We start from the raw sequence: 19,467 nt of genomic DNA, 5'->3' as shown, positions 1-19,467 counted from the left end.
GTTGATCAACGGCAGCATGCGTTCGTTGATCCGCCGTTGCACCGGCACCGGGTCCCAGGTCGACTGGTTCACGAACTGCTGCAGGTTCTGCTCGTTGCCGTCCGGAAGCCGCGAGGCCATCGCCTGGATCGACTTGCGGCGGCCGTCCAGCATCAGCCCCCGCAGGTAACACTCGCCCTTGGTCCGCTGGTCCTTGCGTGGCACCGACGCGAACACATCAGCGACGTATAACGCCAACGTCGCCCGGACACGGTTCACTTCATGTGCGTCCACACACCCAACATGCTCCTGAACAGGCCCGCTGTGAAGACCTAACGGAGTCCTACTAACCAGTGTGCGTAAGTGAGTCTTTGACCCACTGCTGCGTGCTGGCCGCATCCCGAACGGTGTTGGATGCGGCTGGGTTCCCGCGTTCGCTTCCCGCTCGGCGACGGTCCTCCAGGGGGCTGGCACGTTATGGGCGGGCGGCTTGCCTCACGTCCTCGGTCACCTGGCCTGGCCTGGACAGTCCGATGCCCCGCACGATCACTCTGGTCGTGTGGGGGCGGTGCCGTCCTTCCCCGAGATCTCAACCCGTTCGAGCAGGGGATACCCCATCCCGGACCGAGTGTCCGCTCAGGTCGTCGGAGGAGAGCGGCCGGCCACGGGTCGGCCCGCGCAGTGCCACGTACAACTGGTCATAGTCGACCGGCGGACGCTCCCGGTCCTCGGTCGGAGTAAACGTCCAGACTGAGCTTGTTCCGCTTTGACGGACACCACCCTTGGTGTGGTGGTCAGGCTGCGAGTGCGGTCTCGTAGTCGGCGGAACTGACGTCAATCCCCGCGAATCGTGGAGACCTTCCTATGCAGCCAACCTCTCAGTGAGGCTGGCCCGGTAATCGCGTGTGTAGTCGATCGGGCTCTTGAAGCCACATATGCTGTGCAGCCGTCGAGCGTTGGAGAAACCGGTGATCCAGGTAGCGCCCCGGATCTGGGGCCTGGGCATGGGCGTCGAAGGTGCGCCGGCGGACGTGTTCGACCTTCAGGACGCTATTGAACGGCTTGCTGACGGCATTGTCGAAGCATGAGCCGACCCGGTCCATGGACTGGGTGACGCCCAGCTTGCGGCAGGCTCGGCGGAACCTCCGTGAGGCGTGCTGCGCTGCTGCGGTTGCTATGAAAGATGACGCCCTGCATGGCCCCGTCGCGGGTCGTGGCGGGCATGTGCAGGGCGGCCGTGACCCGGTCGGCGTCGTGGCGGACGCCCATCGCATATCCGAGCGGGCGGCGGGAGAACAGGGTCGATGACCGTGGCCAGATACAGCTTGCCCTCACCGGTGTTGATCTCCGTCATGTCCCCGCACCACACCAGGTCGGTCGCCTCCGCGGTGAAGTCGTGGCGCACGAAGTCCGGGTTCGCCGGCCGCTTGCCGGGCCGGGTCAGCCCTCGGCGTCCGCGGACCGCGCGGCCCGCCAGCCGGAGCTCGGCCATGACCTTCGCGATGGTGTTCACCGACGCGCGCCAGCCCTTGCGGACCAGCGTGATCCAGATCTTCGGTGAGCCGTAGGTGCCGCCGGAGTCTGTGAACTCTTCCCTGACCGCCTGTCCCGGCGGCAGGTGGCGGGTCTGCCGCGTGGTGGGCTTGGGGGTGCGGTGCTTGTAGAACCACGACTCGCTCACGTCCAGGGCGCGGCACGGGACGCAGTGCGGGATGTTGTGCACGGCCCTGAAGTCGCTGATCCCCCCGACCACTTGTGCCGGGTCCGCTACAGCCACTTCACCCATTCGTCCCGACTCACCGATCCGCACCTGGTCCGATTACCCGGCCAAAGCTGCATGACGAGCCAGTAGCACATGTTGCTGCGAAGAGTGCGATTAAAGCTGGTACTGACAGTGCGCGTCAGACGTTACGTGGGCCTATGACCCGTATATAGATTTGAGAATGCACCGATGGTGCATGGGTGCAGGTGGACAGCACCGTTGCTGCGTCCCCGCTGTCGACCCCGACCGTGCGATCGCGCCGCCTACCGGGTCCGGCTGTTGCCCCTCTCAACGAAAGGACTCTGCCATGCATGTGTTCATCACAGGAGCGACCGGTTACATCGGCGGATCCGTGGCCGCAGTGCTACTCAAGGCTGGCCACGAGGTCTCCGGCCTGGCACGTGATACGGCGAAGGCCGCATCCCTCCAAGCGCAAGGCATATCACCAGTACTCGGTGACCTGGACGATCGCGAGGCGCTCATCAAGGGTGCCTCCGCCGCGGACGCCGTTGTCAATGCTGCGGATAGTGACCACCTCCCCGCCGCCGAGGCACTCATCGAGGCTCTTGCCGGTACCGGCAAGGCGCTGTTGCACACCAGTGGGTCGAGTATCGTGTCCGCCGACGATCAGGGCACTGGTCCGGGGCGCATTTTCACTGAGGCAGACGTGCTGGCTGAGGCGGGCTGGAAGCCGGAGCCCGACAAGGCGCACCGCGTAGCCATCGACCGACTCGTCCTTGCCGCGTCCCGTCGCGACGTCCGATCTGTTGTTCTGTGCAACACGCTGATCTATGGTCATGGGCTCGGGCTGCACCGCGACAGTGTGCAGGTGCCGCTATTGGCCCGTCAGGCGCGCAATAGTGGTGTGGCCAGGCACATCGGCCCGGGCGACAATGTCTGGTCGACGGTACATATCGAGGACGTGGCGAGCCTGTATGTGAAGGCGCTTCGGAAGGCGAGCGCTGGTTCCTTCTTGTTCGTGGAGAACGGTGAGGCCCGCTTCGGGGACATCGCACAGGCTGTCGCCGACGCATACCAGCTCGGAACTGCCCAGTCATGGGACATCGACTCTGCCATCGCCGAGTGGGGTTCGGGATACGCCCGCAACGGCCTCGGTTCCAACAGCCGAGTCCGCAGCACAGTGACCCGCACTGAGCTCGACTGGCAACCCGCACACGCCTCCGTAACCGACTGGATCCGCAAGGAACTGCGCAACGACCCCGCCGACGATCCGACGGTTCGATGACATAGCGCATGATCGGTGAGGGGCTGGCGCGGGCAGTCTGCCGCGAGCGCTACGGCCTGCTCGGTCGTACCGCAGCGAGTGGCTGATTCGTAAGGCCGACCAGGATGGTGACATCAACTACCCGTCGGCGAAGGGTGGGCAGGGGAGCGGGCGCACTGCGCCTCAACGCGGTCTCCTCCGCCTGTTTCGACTACAAGGTCTCATCGTTCAGGGAGTCCCGGCTGGCCTGGGCGACCTCGACACCGTGGTCGGCCTGGGAGCCAAGTGCGGCGGTCGCCCCGAAGTGCTGCTGGGTCCAGGCGGTAGATCGGCGATGCCTCAACCGGCTTGTGTCGATTCGGGACGTAACTGTTGTTCGGATCTGGGGCGTACCGACATAGCTATGAGTTTGCGGCGACAACAGAATGCTGTATGTGGGTTCGTTCGTGAACAATGCAATCAAGGTGCCCCCCGCCTCGTGGAGCCTGATCGGCGTGCTGTGCTGGCCGCTGTCGCGGCAATATTGGCCGTCATTCGACACGGTCTGCGGTGTCCCTGCCCCTGTATGGCGCGGCACCTGTAGGCATGCCCGACCTCACAGCTTCTCTGCGTAGCCATGACTGGGGCTGTGCACTGCGGTCAAAGGCGCGTGCCACGCCAGAGTTCACAACAGTGGTCTCGGACGCCTGAACAAGGTCACGGGCACTTCGCGCAGGATCTGGGCTCGGGACGGATCAGGCTGGGTGTATTCGGTGAAGCGGCCGGCGAGTCTGTCGATGGTGAGGGAATGCAGCCCCCAGCTGCCCGTCCACTCGGAAGACCAGGTCTTTTCATGCCCGAAGGGACTACCTCCAGAAGGGTCCATTGGGCGACTCGTTTAGCGACATCCTGTGCTGCTTGTAAAAATCTGGCCGGATGGCGGCGAGGAGAGTCACCGGATCGGGTAAATACACCTTAGTTTTACCGGTGTATAAACTCGAACAATGCGGCGTTTTTATCGAGATTCGCGCATCTTCATTTCGTATGGGAGAAATTGGTGATGGGTAACGTGGAGATCCACGCGGCTATGAATGATGAGCCGACTTCGGCTGCTGTTCTGGTGCGGCCGCTCGGTGCTTTCGAGCGCATGTATCATCGATATATGGAGCGCAACCCGATGCATTTCTCGGTGGTGGCGGAATTTGACTCGGCCATCTCCGAAGCAGACATCCGCAAGGCGCTCGCCGCGGTGCAGGAGCGTCACCCGCTTCTGTCCGTACACGTACGAGATGACAAAAATGCCGGACTGGGTTTCTATCGATCTGCGCCGGCTCCTGAGATCGAGTTGACTGTCGCAGAATGCGACCCGCGCACGTGGGAGTCATGGGGGGCTCGAGAGCTGAGTATTCCCTTCGACCGCTCCGTCGCCCCCTTGATGCGTGCCGTACTGCTTCGTGACGCGAGTGCTGCCACCCTTCTGCTCTCCTTCGACCATACAATTGCCGACGGTATTTCCGCCACGTACGTGCTCAAGGACCTAGTGGCATCACTGAATGGCGAGCCCCTCACGGTCCTTCCGGTACCTCTTTCCCAGGAAGACCTCATCGCCCGCACGCTCCCGGCCGTCGAGGAGCTAAACCTGCCTGAGCGGCTCCCTGCAGATCCCCGTCTGGGAGCAGTGAGCAGGCTGCGGCCGTTCGACGCGGCCAAGCCCTACGTGTGCACGATGACGCTCGATGCGGAATTTACCACCCAACTTCGTGAACGCTGCCGTACGGAGAAGACCACGGTGCACGCTGCGATCGTCGCCGCGGCCTCCAGGGTTCGCAGCACGTTGCGCGATGAAGAGTACGTGCGCGTCGTAACCCCATTCAACTTCAGACGTCATATAGGTGCCCATGGTGAATGCGCCGACTACTTCACTTGTGCCCGGACTGGAATGGCTCCCCATGGCGGCGACGCCTTCTGGGACCAGGCGCGCGTAATCGGCACGGAACTTGCTGACGCCAGATCCGTGCCTGGGGTGGTAGCCACCTCGGCGGCCGTCCAAGAATTCACTCCCGCGGATGCCGACGCTGATACGGCAGAAGGCTTCATGACGGCACAACTTAGTTATGAGGTGATGATCAGTAACCTGGGGCTGCTCGACATTTCCCGGACGGGCCCGATTCACCCGAGCGCTGTCTGGGGCCCCGTTTTGATGTGTCAGGCTGACGGAGAGGACGTCTTTGGCATCGTGACTTATGGCGATAAACTCCGCATGGTCGCCTGTGGTCATACATCGACGGGGGAGCTTCTTGAAAAGGTTCGAACGACGCTGATCGAGGCCTGCGGCTGAAGGCGCTCATGATGGGGGGCGGCGTCGAGGAGGAGCTCGGCCGGTTCCGCCGCAACCACCTGGTCCCCGCCCCCGATGTCGTCACTCTCGCCGAGCTCAGCGCCCGGACCGACGATGGGACCGGCAGGACGACCAGCGTCGCATCAGCGAGCACTTCGCCCATCGAGAAGCCCCTGGTCCAGCTCCAGCCGATACCCGACTACCACGTCCAGACCGGGCGCGTGCTGATTCCACGTGTGGACCACTACGCGCGGATCACCGTACGAATGACCCACTACTCGGTGCCGGTGCAGTTGATCGGCCCGCCCGGTCCGGGTACTGCTGCACGCCCCCGGGATCGTCGTCTACGACGGCCGGATCGAGGTCGCCCGGCACGAGCGGCCGGCCACCCGCGGTGGCAGCCGCCTGGACCTGGACCACTACCCGGAAGGGTTTCTGCGGTACATCGCGATATGTCTGTGCCGCCGGATCAAGAGCGGCGTCACGTCGGGTGATGCATCTGCCAGCGGCGCGCGGACTGTGCGCACCTGGTACCCACGGTATTGGCGAGAATCGAATCATGGACATCCGGCAGTTGGAGTACTTTCTCGCGATCGTGGACCACGGCGGGTTCAACCGGGCCGCGTCGGCCTTGTACGTCTCGCAGCCGTCGCTCTCCCAGGCTGTTCAGTCCCTGGAGCGCGACCTAGGCACTGCCCTCTTCCACCGCATCGGCAGGCGGGCGGTACTCACCGAGGCGGGAACCGCGCTGATCGAACCGGCCCGGGAGGCAGTTCGCAGCATGGCGACCGCACGCTCCAGCGTCGCCGCTGTACACGAACTGAGGACAGGGCGGCTTGACATCGCCTCGATGCCCTCCCCAGCCGTCGAACCACTCACCTCCATGATCCGCGCCTTCAGCAGCCGTCATCCCGGCGTGTCGGTGATCATTCGTGCCGCCTTCACTCAGCAGGACGTCATCGACATGGTGCGCACCGGCTCCGCAGAACTGGGACTGCTGACCACGCCCGGCCCCCTCTCCGACAAGGATGTCGTGTCCCACCCCGTCGGTGAGCAGGGCTTCGTCCTGCTCACCCCGCCCGACGGCCCATTCCCGGCGGACAAGCCGGTCGCCTGCGAGCAGTTGGCCGGGCACCGGATGATCATCGTGCAGAGGGGCACCGCAGCACGCGCGTACGTGGACGGCCTGCTCGAGCGAGGCATCGATCTCACGATCGCCGCTGAGACCGAGCACCGCGTTTCGGTCCTCCCCATGGTGCTGGCCGGGGTCGGAGTCGCGGTGGTCACCGACTCCTGGCGTGGGATGGCCGAGCGCGCGGGAGCGATGGTGCTCGACCTGGAGCCGAACACTGTCCTGCGCATCGTGCTGACCAGCCGCAGAGCCGAGCTGTCCCCGGCCGCGAAAGCCTTTCTGACGTGCGCGTTCACGACCGACACCGAGGAGTAGGGGTTCTTATAAGGCTGCCCTATAAGGCAGATTGTGATCGTGTCTTGGACACACTGCGGGCGCCTTGATGCAATCGGCTTCATGACGAATCACCGCATCGCGCTCATCCCGGGAGACGGCATCGGAACCGAGGTCCTGCCGCCCGCCCAGCAGGTCCTGGACGCCATCGGCCGCCGCCATGGCTTCGGATTCTCCTACACCTCGTACGACTGGTCCTGCGAGCGCTACCTGCGCGAGGGCGCGATGATGCCCGAGGACGGCATGGACCGGCTGCGCGAAGCGGACGCAATCCTGCTCGGCGCCGTCGGCTACCCGGGCGTGCCGGACCACGTCTCCCTATGGGGCCTGCTGATCCCCATCCGCCGCAGCTTCCGCCAGTACATCAATCTGCGGCCGATCCGGGTCTTCGAAGGAGTGGAGAGCCCGCTGCGCGCGGCCGTCCCGGGCGAGGTCGACCTCGTCGTCGTGCGGGAGAACGTCGAGGGCGAGTACAGCGAGATCGGCGGTCGGCTCAACCGGGGTACGCCGGAGGAACTCGCCATCCAGGAGGCGGTGTTCACCCGGACCGGGGTGACCAGGGTCGTCGACTACGCTTTCGAGCTCGCCGCGCGGCGCGGCGGAAAGGTCACCTCGGCCACCAAGTCGAACGGCATCATCCACACCATGCCGTTCTGGGATGAATTGGTCGCTGAGCGTGGTGCCGTCCACCCCCAGGTCAGCTGGGACCAGGAGCACATCGACGCGCTGGCCGCCAAGTTCGTGCTCGACCCGGCCCGCTTCGACGTGGTCGTCGCCTCCAACCTATTCGGTGACATCCTCAGCGACCTTGCGGCTGCTGTGGCGGGCTCGATCGGCATCGCACCGTCCGCCAGTCTCAACCCGGAGCGCGAATTCCCGTCGATGTTCGAGCCGGTTCACGGCTCCGCCCCCGACATCGCCGGCCGCGGCATTGCCAATCCGCTCGGCGCGATCTGGTCGGCGGCGATGATGCTTGACCACCTTGGCCATCCCAACGCCGCCAAAGACGTCACCGACGCCATCGCCGCCGTCCTGGCCAAGACCGACGTTCGCACCGGTGATCTGGGAGGAACCGCCACCACCACCGAGTTCACGGAGAAGCTGCTCGAACTGCTCTGAATAGCTGCATGTGAGGGCGGACGGCATAGACGATGCCCCGACCATCCCTGATCTTCGCAGGGACGGTCGAAACTGTGCTGAGCTCAGAAGGCCCTCACCCGGGCGGGGACACGGCCTCGCGACCCATGCGCCGGGACGGCGCATCCTGCACTTTCTAGCTGCCTGAGAGACTGTCGTGAGTGTCAATCCCCGCGAATCGTGGAGACCTTCCTATGCAGCCAACCTCTCAGTGAGGCTGGCTCGGTAATCGCGTGTGTAGTCGATCGGGCTCTTGAAGCCACATATGCTGTGCAGCCGTCGAGCGTTGGAGAAACCGGTGATCCAGGTAGCGCCCCGGATCTGGGGCCTGGGCATGGGCGTCGAAGGTGCGCCCGTGGACGTGTTCGACCTTCAGGACGCTGTTGAACGGCTTGCTGACGGCATTGTCGAAGCATGAGCCGACCCGGTCCATGGACTGGGTGACGCCCAGCTTGCGGCAGGCTCGGCGGAACCTCCGTGAGGCGTGCTGCGCTGCTGCGGTTGCTATGAAAGATGACGCCCTGCATGGCCCCGTCGCGGGTCGTGGCGGGCATGTGCAGGGCGGCCGTGACCCGGTCGGCGTCGTGGCGGACGGTCGTGCGTGCTCTCGTCGCCGGGGATCCTGCCGCCGCCGTGGAAGTACATGATGGCGGGCAGCTTGCCGGTGGTGCCTTTGGGGCGGACGACGCGGATCCTGACCTTGCCGGTCGGGCCGACTGGCAGGGTGCGGTGAGTGATGTCCCGGGCGGCAGATCGGTGGAGTTGGCTTGGACGCCGTCGAGCGACTTGCGCGCGTCGGCGTAGTTGAGCGTGTAGATCGGCGGGTTCTTGGCGGCGGCGTCGGCGAAGACCTGAGCGTCGTGCTCAAGGACCGGCGCGGTTGTCTTTCGGGCGGTTGCGGAAGAAGTCGTCGTGCTGGCTCCGGCATTGGCCTCAAGCAGGACACCGAGAGCGAGTGGAAGGACGGCGGCAACAGCGACATTACGGCTGATACGGCGACGGTCAGACATGAAGACAACTCCCACACTGGATGAAGACTGATAACGGCACTCAGTCCTGAGTGGTGGAGCACCGCATTCTGACAGTGAGAGTCTTGCCGCTGGGCACCGGGAGTGACTGTCGAGTGACCACCAGAACTCCGGACTGATTGCCCCACGGTCCAAGCTGTGGCCAACCCCACAGCGAGCATCACGTCCGCTCCCTGGATCGCAGGCTCACCCCGTTCACGGCATGGTGCCCTGCCGTGAACAGCGCGAACGGCAGACAACCAAACACGTCGTCACCCGGGGGTACCGTTCCGGCGCCCGAACTGCCCTGCGTACCGGCGACTTGGCCGTCAGCCTGTACGCGCACATCGGCTTCACGGCGCTTGAGCACTGGACGTATCTGGCCATCCCTCAAGCGGCCGGGCATCGCCCGCCGGCTCTCGAGACCTCCACTGTCCGCCAGGCAGACCACGGCGCTGAGGCGGTCCGATTGCCGGCGAATCGGACCGCCCTCGAACCGATGCCCGGCACCGCCCAGGACCGGCGCGAGTTCGAAGGCCGCGCAGCACCTTCTTGACGGGGCGCGGCGCGGTGGTTGCCGACGGCTGGGGCAGACGCGCTTCGCGGATCCTGTGCGCCGGGCGCTCTGCCGCGCTGGGGGAGGGGGCAGCAGGCCACCGAGTTGCTGCGAGCCCGTTGCCTCGCTTTGCGCTGCCCGACGAGCCCGCTGAGGCCGTCAGCCCGCGATCCCGTCCCGCCGCTAACACTAGATGATCGATTCCAAGGCGTGGTGGTCGTAGGCGGTCAAGCCGAGGAGTCGTTGCAGGATGACCCGCCCCGATGGGCCCGCCCGATGCTCGATGCGAACGAAGGTCCGGCGCAATCCGGTGCGAGGGAGTCGTCGGCTCGAGGGAAATTCCGAATGGTCCGACGGGCCAGGACACTCAAACCCAGTTGCGTCGAGCTGCCGCGACACCAGCGCCGAACCGGCTGGTGGTCCCCAGCTCTGCGTAAAGGTCTTGGATCCGCCGCCGCAGCGTCCGTGTCGACACCCCGAACTGGCGGGCAATGGCGTCGTCCTTGACTCCAGCAGCAAAGAGCGCAAGCAGGTTTCGCTCTTCGTCCGTGGGCTTCCGCGTCTGGTCGCCTTGGGTGGACGGCCCTGGTGACGGCAACCGCTCGGAGTCCGGGGCACCACTCAGTGAGGGCGCCGTGGCCCAGTAATGCTCGAAGAACTCGGTCAATGCATTCAGCAAGGGGGGCGCTTCGGTGTAGAGGCACTCGTTGCTGTCGGCTGACAAGCTCAGCGACACCATCGCGGCCGACCGGTCCGCCATCGCCAATTTGATGGGCAGCGCCGGGACGACCCTGGCTTCTTCGCCACGCGACACGAGACCACCCAGCGCCTGCCAGCCGCTTTCAGCATCGAAACTGGCAGCCGCGTAGACGACCCGCACCCGCACCCCGCGCCGGACCGCCGCCTCGTCGAGTGGTCCATTCGGAGCCAGCAGGAACGGAGGGCGGTCCATGGCGCAGATCTCGGATCGGGCTGCCTGCTTCAAGCGGTAGTAGCAGTCGCCGACCGCCTCCGGACCGCTGATCGTCCTGGTGGCGGGTTCGGCCGTACTGGACCGCCTGGCGCTGTCGAAGATCGCACCCAGCGGCCCCGCCGCGTCCCGCACGGCAGCCAGTTGACGCTCACGGGACTCCACCAGTGTCCGCAGCGCGTGACGGGGATCCACCGTGAGGAACGCCCCTGAGGATCTACGGCTGACCAACCCGGAGTGGTGCAGACGTTCGAGCAACACCAACGCGTGCTCGGAGCCCACTCCGAATGCCGCCACTATATTGTCAACAGTCCCGCCACCGTGCACCAGTAGATGGCGATAGACAGCCTCAGCCTCTGTATCGAGCCCAACCAACTCCAAGGGTGCGTCGGTTTCCGTCATTGCTCTCCACCTCTTGCCTTTGCCCTTGTGATATCGATCAGGAAAATACAAGCCGCGGTGGCGGCCAGGGGAACAGGCCCCCGTCGTCGGTTGCCTCCGGGTAGGGATCCCTTGATCTGCCGTCGTCGCGCCGCCGCAAAGGTCGACATCTTCAATCGATTCGACGCTCCACTCCGGCTACCGGGATGAGAAGTCGGGGCCAGGACGCCGGACTGCGGCATGCGGGCCGAACATCCGGAGCATCATGTCTGCTCGCAGCGTCCAGCCGGGCTGTCGACGAAGGAAACAAGACTGATGTGACGATTCGCCAAAGGGGCAAGTTAATTGCAGGTTACGACCCTTGCGGGTTCTGGCTCGGTCGAAATGGAGGAGTGAGGAATACCCGGCCGTACTGCGCCAGACAGCGGCGGCCGACTTGCACGGATGGGCTTTCTCGGGGATCCGACAAACTCCTCGCGCCTTGCAGCATGCTGCCCTGCTTGGAGATGATTGTGCCGACTTGCACCTTGTCCACTTGGTGACGTGGCACATAAGTGCCAAAGCGCTGACTTTACAGTGACGTGAACGGATGGCTGACTGCCAAGGACTGCCGCCCATCTAGTTCATGAGGTTCCCTTGCGCATGCCTCCGTCCCGCAGACGCGGGTTGACAGCCGCCGTCGCCGCCCTGATGGTGCTGACAGCCACCGGTCCTGCCGCGTCTGCCGACGCCGCTCCGATGCCCCCGGCCCCCACCGCAACCGTCGCCGCCGGTTCTGCGATTGTGCGTACCGTCACGCTGATCACCGGTGACAAGGTCACGGTGACCGCGAACGGCGGCCGGTACTCGGTCACGTCGGTAACCGATCCGCAGGGCAGGACCGGTGGCGCGCACGTCATCTCGGTCGGTGACGACACCTATGTGTATCCCGGCGCAGCGTTGCCCTTCATCGCCTCCGGGGCGCTGGACGAGCACCTGTTCAACGTGACCGAACTGCTCGCGGACGGCTACGACGACGCGCGCAGCGACCATCTGCCGCTGATCGTCACGTACACCGACGCGGCAACCCGCTCCCGGGCCATGAAGACCCCCGAGGGCGCCAGCAGGACCCTGGTCCTGAGCAGCGTCCAGGGCGCGGCGATATCCGCGAAGCACACGCGGACGGCGGACTTCTGGTCCTCCCTCATCGGTGCCGGGACGGCGTCCACGGGGGCGCGCTCGGCCGGGTCGGCGCCGGCGGCGCTGGCGGGCGGGATCGCGAAGGTGTGGCTGGACGGGAAGGTCAAGGCCACGCTGTCCGACACCACCGCGCAGATCGGCGCGCCCGAGGTCTGGGCGGGCGGGGACACCGGGCAGGGTGTGGACGTCGCGGTGCTGGACACCGGGATCGACGCCGCGCACCCGGACTTCGCCGACCGCATCGTGGCCACGGAGAGTTTCGTGCCAGGGCAGGACATCACCGACCGGCACGGCCACGGGACCCATGTCGCCTCGACCGTCGCCGGCACCGGGGCCGCGTCCGGCGGCAAGGAGAAGGGCGTCGCCCCGGGCGCCGGGCTGCACATCGGCAAGGTGCTGGACAACGACGGCAGCGGTCAGGACTCCTGGATTCTGGCGGGCATGGAGTGGGCTGCCCGGGACCAGCACGCCAAGGTCGTCAGCATGAGCCTGGGCGGCGGGCCCACCGACGGCACCGACCCGCTGAGCCAGGCGGTGAATCGGCTCAGCGAGGAGACCGGAACGCTGTTCGTCATCGCGGCGGGCAACTCCGGCCCGGAGGCGTACAGCGTGAGCGCTCCGGGAGCGGCGGACGCCGCGCTGACGGTCGGCGCGGTGAATGGCCCGGGGAAGGGCGTGGACCAGCTGGCGAGCTTCTCCAGCCGCGGCCCCCGCCTGGGCGACAACGCCATCAAGCCCGATCTGACCGCCCCGGGTGTGAACGTGCTGGCGGCCCGCTCGCAGTACGCACCGGAGGGTGAGGGCGCCTACCAGACGATGAGCGGCACCTCCATGGCGACACCGCACGTCGCGGGCGCTGCGGCCCTGTTGGCCGCCAAGCACCCGGACTGGACCGGCCAGCAGCTCAAGGACGCCCTGATCAGCACCACCGCGAGCACCCAACGCTTCAGCCCCTTCCAGGCCGGCAGTGGCCGGCTCGACATCGCCGCCGCCGTGAAGGCCACACTGTTCGCCTCCGGGGCCGCGTTCGCCCAGACCCACTACCCGTACACACCGGGCCAGACCGTCCGCAAGGACGTCACCTACACCAACACCGGGGCCGAGCAGGTCACCGTGGACCTGTCCCTGAGCCAGGACCAGCTGCCCGAGGGCCTGTTCACCCTCACCGACTCCCGGGTGACCGTGCCCGCGCACGGCACTACCGCTGTCGGCGTGATCACCCACCTCGACGCGGCGGAGGACAACAGCGCCTACGCCGGCCGGCTCGTCGCCACCGGCGCCGACGGCACGGTTCTCGCCCGCACGCCGGTCGGCGTGAACAAGGAGGGCAGCCGGGCCACGCTGTCGATCACGGCGAAGGACCGGCACGGGGCCGCTCTGTCCGGCACCCTCGTCCTGAAGGACGTCGAGCACAACACCGCGCCCAAGGTGTACGAGGTCGACGCCTCGGGCCGGATGACCCTGCGCCTGCCCACGAGCACCTACTCGGCATGGATGAACACCGCCGTGCCCGGGATCGACGGCACGCACACGCTGGGCTTCGGAATGTTCTCCGCGCCGCAGATCGACCTCGACGCCGACCGCACCGTCCGTTTCGACGCGGCGGATCTGCGCAGGGCGGCCGCCTTCACCCCGCAGCCGACCGCGAATGAGTTCATGAGGGTGGACCAGTACCGGGCGAACGGCGACCTGTTCCCGTTCATGGACAGCTACATGCCCGAGTACTGGCGGTACGACAGCCTCTGGGTGACCCCGACGCCGAAGGTGACGAAGGGCTCGTACACCTTCGCGACCCGCTGGCGGCAGATCCAGCCCCCGCTGACGTTCTCCGCCGGCTCGCAGACCTACGACGACGTCGTCATCCAGAGCCTGTCCCGCGCACTGCCCGAGGGTACCGGCACCTACCGGGCCGTCTGGGCCGGCAACGGCTCGGCCGCGGACTTCCGCAAGCTGAAGGTGCGGGGCCAGGTGGCGGTCGTCCGCCGCAACGACACCGTGCCCGCCCCGGACCAGGCCGCGACGGCGGCGAAGGCCGGCGCCAGGCAACTGCTGATCCTCAACGACGGCTACGGAAAGTTCGACCCCTGGGCCGACCTTCCCGACGCCGCCCCGCTGCCGACGGCCTCGCTCGGCACCGACGACAGCACACGGCTGCTCAGCCGGCTCCGCAAGACCGGCACAGCGACGCTGAAGGTGGTCTCGCACCCGCATCCGCGCTACCTGTACGACCTGGTCCGCCACCACGAAGGGGCGATCCCCCGGGATCCGTCCTATCGGCCCGGCCCCGGTGAACTGGCCCGAATCGACGAGGAGTTCCGCGACACCAAGCAGGGCGAGGCCGTGGAGTATCGGGAGGACGTGTCCGCCGTCTCCGACAGCCCCATGCTCGTCAAGCTGACCCCGGTCCCGGCGCAGGGCACCATGACGTCGTGGGTCACGGCGGGCGCCGACATCCGCTGGATCTCCTCCGCGGCCATGGGCGACCTGGGCCAACGGGGCCCGGCGCGTTCGTACAAGCCGCGCAGCACCACCGGCGAGAGCTGGTTCTCACCCATCCAGCACCCGCGGCTGCTGAACGACGGCATCAGCTGGCGGGCCCCCTTCCGGGTCGGGGACGTCATCAGCACCTCCGCGGCGCCGGCCTGGGGAGACTCCGGCGGCCACGCGGGAGTCGTCTGGGCCGACAGCGACACATCGAAGATCTCCCTGTACCAGGGCGACCAGCTGCTCGGCGAGGACGCCAATGAGCGGATCGTCACCGTTGAGGGTGTGTCACCGGACGCGCTGCCGTACCGGATGGTGGTCGAGGGCAAGCGGAACCTGCCGGACCGGCCTTACTCGACCCGCACGCGCACCGAGTGGGGGTTCACCTCCAGCACCACGGACTACACGGTTCTCACGCCTCTGCCGCTGGTGCAGCTCGACTACGCGGTGGCCACCGACCTGGTCGGCAAGGCGCACCGGCGGACCGGGCTGACGGTCACCCCGTCGCACCTGAAGGGAGCGGCGGGCACGGGCGCGATCCGCACGGTGATGCTGGAAGTGTCGTACGACGACGGTGCCACGTGGTGCCGGACGAGGCTGCGGCAGTCGGGCGGCGACTGGAAGGCGCGGTTCGACGCACCGTCCCGGGCCCGCTTCGCGAGCCTGCGTACGACGGCGAGGGACACGAAGGGGAACAGCGTGAGCCAGACCCTGATCCGCGCCTTCGGCCTGAAGTAGCGCCGGCGGGCGGCTGACGAAAAGGCCCCTGCCCGCGGTGGAGGCCGCGGCCAAGGGCCGCACGAGGGCATCTGGGTTGTTCGTCACAGAACGATCTCGGATGCCCTCGTTCTCATGCCCGCCCGTACCCCCTTGGACTTGGACAACCTGTCGGCGCGCAGCTCAAACGGGCCATCGCCGGGGTTCCGGGCTCAGTCACGTTGTCACTGGTCATCGATGCATCTTCCAGGATCAGGAGTCACGCCGGAACATCGCTCGTATTCGGATGGCGTGCATGAGGGGCCGCGCCGCTGGTGTCGGAGACCTCACAGATCAGTGTGTGGTCGCGGATCAGGCGGAGCTCGACGGGGCCGGTGGACTAGTTGATCGCGTTGGTGACCAGTTCGCCGAGGACCAGGGTGGTCGTGAAGTCGAGTTCCTCCAAAGCCCAGTTGGCCAGATGCGCGCTGGCCCCGGCACGGGCCGCGGCAACGGAGGCGAGATCGCGCGCAAGGGTGCGGGTGGCGACGTTCTTGGTACTCAAAGCGTGAGTGCGTGCCAGAAGCGGTACCACTGGACGTCGAGAAAGCGGGGCGGGGAACAGAGTCGGCCGACTGCCACTCGTGCGGAGCGGCGAGCCAGTCCATGCATCTCGGTGTGACAGGGTCAGTGCGTCATGATCGGGACCGAATCCTTTTCCGTGCCCTCGCCGTCCGGACCGTAGGCTTGACGCTGGGCGTTGACGAAGATGATGGCGACCGCGGCGGCCACAATGAGGATGCCGACGGCCCACCAGATGGCGGTGGTGTAGCCGTGCACCAGTGACTGCAGCCGCTCGGTCGACGTGGCCCCGCCAGGGTGGGTTGTGGCATATGCGGCGGTGGCACCGGCGGCGATGGTGTTGAGGAGCGCGGTGCCGATTGCGCCACCTACTTGCTGCGAGGTGTTGATCATCGCGGAGGCAATGCCTGTGTCGCGCGGATGGACGCCGTGCGTGGCCAGACTGATCGCCGTCATGAAGGCCGTGCCCAGGCCGAGGCCGAGTAGGACGAAGGCGGGCAAGATCAGGACTGGGTACGAGGTGTTCAGGTCGATCTGCGTCAGCATCAGCATGCCGGCGGCGCCGGCCAGGAGGCCTGGACCCATCAGCAGGCGCGGCGCGATGTGGAGTATCAGCCGGGCGCTGATCTGGGTTGAGCCGACGATCAGGCCTGTGATCAACGGGAGGAAGGCCAGCCCGGTCATGACCGGGCTGTAGTCCTTGACGATCTGTAGGTAGTAGGTGAGGAAGAGGAACAGGCCGAACAGGCCGATGACCCCGAGTCCCATCGACAGATAGGCACCGCCGCGGTTTCGTTCCGTTACGACGCGCGGCGGAAGCAGCGGGGCCTTCGCCTTGGACTCGACGACCGTGAAGGCGACCAGTAGCGCGGCGGCTGCGACGAACAGGCCGGCAGTCCCGCCAGCGGACCAGCCGTCAGTCTCGGCATGCGTGAAGCCGTAGACCAGTGAGACCAGGCCCAGGGTGACCAGGAGGACGCCGGGGATATCGAGCTTGGACGGGTTGCGGCTGTCGGAGGGCTCGCGGATCACGACTATCGCACCGGCCACGGCGATGGCGGCGAAGGGGATGTTCACGAAGAAGGTCCAACGCCAGTCCAGATACTCGGTCAGCACACCGCCGAGAATCAGGCCGACGGCGCCGCCACTGCCGGCAATGGCGCTGAAGAGGCCGTACGCCTTGGCCCGTTCCTTGGCGTCGGTGAACATCACGGCGAGCAGCGAGAGCGCAGCCGGAGCGAGCAGGGCGCCGAACATGCCCTGGAAGGCGCGGGCGCCGAGCAGCATCCCGGTGTTGACCGCGGCGCCGCCCAGCGCGGAGGCGGCCGCGAAGCCGATGAGACCGATGACAAAGGCCTGCTTACGGCCCCACAGGTCGGCGAAGCGGCCACCGAAGAGGAGTAGGCCACCGAAGGCGAGGGCGTACGCAGTTATGACCCACTGCCGGTTGCCGTCGGAGATGCCGAGGTCTGCCTGGGCGGAGGGCAGGGCTATGTTCACGATGGTCGAATCGAGTATGACCGTCAGCTGGGCGAGGGCGATGAATGTCAGCGCTTTCCAACGCCGGGGGTCTACGAACTGAGCCGTTTCAGGCATGGGTGTGCCTACCTAGCGATGCGGAGAGTGAAAGAGCGGGGATGGAGCAACGCGTGCGCAGCGCAGCCGGATCACGCAACACGTCCGAAGGAAGGACCACCTGAAGAAGATGCGGAGCTGCGCGGGAACCAGGCCGTACGCGGCCTGCCACGCTGGGACCAGTGTCACGTCCTGCGTCGTATGCCCTGGAGGCGCGAGTCGGTCGGCCACGTCGGGCGGGGAGGCGATTTCGGTGTGGCCAAGCACCGCACCCGTCGCCTGTTATACGCCAGCGCGGTCCCACATCCCGGCTCTTGCCATCCACTGCTGTAGATCGACGGACTGTTGAACATGGTGAGTCCCTCACTGTCTCCTCGTCTCCGGGGGCGGTCGACCCCGGAGCGGGATCGAGACAACCTGCCGTCCGGCGGGGGCTGGCCACACTCCGATGTTAACTCAAGCGTCGAATATTCAACATTTACGTCAAGTCTGTTTCGGTTGGAGCTATTCCCTAAGCGCTGAAATCCGATGTCAGAGGGCTGTGGCGCAGGATGCCTGTCTCCTCGCAGTGGGCTCAGTGGGCCGGGTGCTTCCGCAGTCGTGGCGGTTGGGCCCCGACCACACGGGCGCCGGATCTTGCGGTGGCGAGACGCTCCCCGGAGAGCTCACGTGGGCCAGTGCCGGCTGCGCGGCCGTGGTCGTCCTGTCATGGGTGCTTGGTCTTGGCCTCGCCCAGTTCGGATTGCCGGGCCGGTGACAGACGTGCAGGTGAGGCGTGCGGCACTCGCCGCAGCCGGCGTTCTCCCGCAGGTACAGGTCGACCAGGTGCAGCCCGCAGAGTTCGCCGATGCGCAGCCCGCCGTCGGCGAGCCAGGTGACCACCAGCCGGTCCCGGGCGGCGTTCACCGTCTCCAGCATCCTCTCCCGGCACCGACCGGAAGCATCTTCGGATGCCGGCGGCGCGGTCCCTTCGGCGTCAGCGGTTTATGGGCAGCGACGACTTCCCATGCCCGAGGAACGAACGGCGCCGGTCCACCCTCGATGGCAGCCGCGACTTATCGAGCTTCTTGCCGCTTGCCGACCCGCCACGGTAGGGGACGTTGTCGGTGAGCATGTGCCAGATCGCGGTGATGATCGAGTGCTCGACGGCGACCAGGGTCTTGAGCGGGCCGAGCGGGCACGCAGAGTCGGCGCGTCGATATAGTTCCGGGGTGACGGGACTATCAGCGGATGCGCAGCGCAGTGCGGAGAGCCGTGGGGAGCAGGGGCGTGCGTGGATGGCGGCGCTGCCCGGAATCGTCGCCGAGCTGTGCGAGAAGTGGGCACTCAGGCTGGGACCGACGATCAAGGGCGGGAAGTGGGCCTACGTCGTTCGCGTGACGACCGCCGACGGAGACGAGGCCGTCCTCAAAGTGTCGCCCCCGGACCCCGAGTTCGCCATGCGTGCGCGTCTGATCGCCGCCGCCGACGGTCACGGTTACGTCCGGTTGCTGGATCAGGATGTCGATCGGTGCGCGATGCTGTTGGAGCCGCTCGGCCTCCCGCTCTCCTCGACCGGGAGCTCGCCGGAGGAAATGCTGGACGTGCTGGCCGCGACGCTCCGCCAGGCATGGCTTGTGCCCTGTGTGCCGGGCACGACGGTGCCTTCGGTGGACGACAAGGCCAGTGGGCTGATCGGCCTGCTCGATGAGCTCTGGCCGGCGACGGGGAAGCCGTGTTCGCAGCGGCTGATTTCGATGGCGCGCAGATTCGCCGAACAGCGCGCGGAAGGCACCGCCGAGATGAACCGCGTCGCCTGCCACGGTGATTCCCATCCCGCGAATCTGCTCGCCATCGGCAAGCCCCGGTCCGGCGCCGAATCGGGATACGTGTTCGTGGATCCTGACGGCATCCTCTGCGACCCCGCGTACGACCTCGGAGTCGCCATGAGTGGTTGGCCGGAGCCGGTGCTGCGCGCCGACGATCCGACGGCGCTGGTGCGTGGCTGGTCGAAGCGGCTCGCCGCGGCGACCGATCTGGACGAGCAGGCGATCTGGGAGTGGGCGTTCGCCGAACGCGTCACTTCGGGCCTCTACTTGATGCGCCACGGCCACCGCGCCGAGGGGCAGGAACTGCTGGCCTCAGCCGAACTGCTTGCCTGAGGGCCGTCCAC

Annotated in this window: 13 protein-coding genes; 7 read left to right on the top strand and 6 right to left on the bottom strand. The window is 66.6% G+C overall.

What is annotated here, in order from left to right; genetic code table 11:
• Together ACFWXC_RS49420 and ACFWXC_RS49415 are read right to left on the bottom strand one after the other, a co-directional pair.
• On the bottom strand, positions 1-273 hold a 273-nt coding region (locus ACFWXC_RS49420), incomplete at its 3' end, for a transposase (RefSeq protein WP_384490248.1).
• Positions 274-1,153: 880 nt separating this feature from the next.
• The gene (locus ACFWXC_RS49415) at positions 1,154-1,756 is read right to left on the bottom strand and encodes an IS3 family transposase (protein ID WP_384490246.1); all 603 of its coding nucleotides are present in this window, start codon (positions 1,754-1,756) and stop codon (positions 1,154-1,156) included.
• A 292-nt stretch (positions 1,757-2,048) separates the two neighbouring features.
• Between ACFWXC_RS49415 and ACFWXC_RS49410 the strand changes: the two genes are divergently transcribed.
• The 5 genes from ACFWXC_RS49410 to ACFWXC_RS49390 all read left to right on the top strand — a co-directional run bounded on the left by ACFWXC_RS49410 (position 2,049) and on the right by ACFWXC_RS49390 (position 8,919).
• Complete coding sequence (locus tag ACFWXC_RS49410) at positions 2,049-2,987, top strand: NAD-dependent epimerase/dehydratase family protein (protein WP_384490244.1); 939 nt, start codon at positions 2,049-2,051, stop codon at positions 2,985-2,987.
• Positions 2,988-4,005: 1,018 nt separating this feature from the next.
• Positions 4,006-5,283 carry a condensation domain-containing protein gene (locus ACFWXC_RS49405; RefSeq protein ID WP_384490242.1) on the top strand — a complete coding sequence of 426 codons (1,278 nt, stop codon included), beginning with the start codon at positions 4,006-4,008 and terminating at the stop codon, positions 5,281-5,283.
• A 559-nt stretch (positions 5,284-5,842) separates the two neighbouring features.
• Positions 5,843-6,730, top strand: coding sequence for a LysR family transcriptional regulator (locus tag ACFWXC_RS49400; protein ID WP_384490240.1), 888 nt, complete (start codon positions 5,843-5,845; stop codon positions 6,728-6,730).
• 81 nt (positions 6,731-6,811) lie between these two features.
• Complete coding sequence (locus tag ACFWXC_RS49395) at positions 6,812-7,867, top strand: tartrate dehydrogenase (RefSeq protein ID WP_384490238.1); 1,056 nt, start codon at positions 6,812-6,814, stop codon at positions 7,865-7,867.
• 785 nt (positions 7,868-8,652) lie between these two features.
• On the top strand, positions 8,653-8,919 hold the full coding sequence (locus ACFWXC_RS49390) for a hypothetical protein (RefSeq protein ID WP_384490236.1): 267 nt from the start codon (positions 8,653-8,655) through the stop codon (positions 8,917-8,919).
• Positions 8,920-9,815: 896 nt separating this feature from the next.
• Here the strand turns inward: ACFWXC_RS49390 and ACFWXC_RS49385 are convergent.
• The gene (locus ACFWXC_RS49385; protein WP_384490234.1) at positions 9,816-10,820 is read right to left on the bottom strand and encodes a LuxR family transcriptional regulator; all 1,005 of its coding nucleotides are present in this window, start codon (positions 10,818-10,820) and stop codon (positions 9,816-9,818) included.
• Positions 10,821-11,582: 762 nt separating this feature from the next.
• Between ACFWXC_RS49385 and ACFWXC_RS49380 the strand changes: the two genes are divergently transcribed.
• Entirely contained in the window at positions 11,583-15,200 is a 3,618-nt protein-coding gene (locus tag ACFWXC_RS49380; RefSeq protein ID WP_384490232.1) for a S8 family serine peptidase, read from the top strand.
• Positions 15,201-15,558: 358 nt separating this feature from the next.
• Here the strand turns inward: ACFWXC_RS49380 and ACFWXC_RS49375 are convergent, their stop codons facing one another.
• From ACFWXC_RS49375 to ACFWXC_RS49365, 3 genes are all read right to left on the bottom strand, one after another.
• Positions 15,559-15,723, bottom strand: coding sequence for a hypothetical protein (locus ACFWXC_RS49375; protein WP_384490230.1), 165 nt, complete (start codon positions 15,721-15,723; stop codon positions 15,559-15,561).
• 122 nt (positions 15,724-15,845) lie between these two features.
• Positions 15,846-17,336 (bottom strand): MFS transporter, encoded by a 1,491-nt coding sequence (locus ACFWXC_RS49370; protein ID WP_384490228.1) that lies wholly within the window; start codon positions 17,334-17,336, stop codon positions 15,846-15,848.
• Between the two features lie 510 nt (positions 17,337-17,846).
• Positions 17,847-18,233: a hypothetical protein gene (locus tag ACFWXC_RS49365; protein WP_384490226.1), complete on the bottom strand. Its 387-nt coding sequence runs from the start codon at positions 18,231-18,233 to the stop codon at positions 17,847-17,849.
• Between the two features lie 359 nt (positions 18,234-18,592).
• Between ACFWXC_RS49365 and ACFWXC_RS49360 the strand changes: the two genes are divergently transcribed.
• Positions 18,593-19,456, top strand: a complete 864-nt coding sequence (locus ACFWXC_RS49360) for an aminoglycoside phosphotransferase family protein (protein ID WP_384490224.1) — start codon at positions 18,593-18,595, stop codon at positions 19,454-19,456.
• Positions 19,457-19,467: the final 11 nt, after the last annotated feature.

It is taken from the genome of Streptomyces sp. NPDC058683 (assembly GCF_042716195.1).
In the GTDB taxonomy this organism is placed as follows: domain Bacteria; phylum Actinomycetota; class Actinomycetes; order Streptomycetales; family Streptomycetaceae; genus Streptomyces.
The sequence above is the reverse complement of the archived record's forward strand: the minus strand, read 5'-3'. Positions and strand labels throughout refer to the sequence as shown.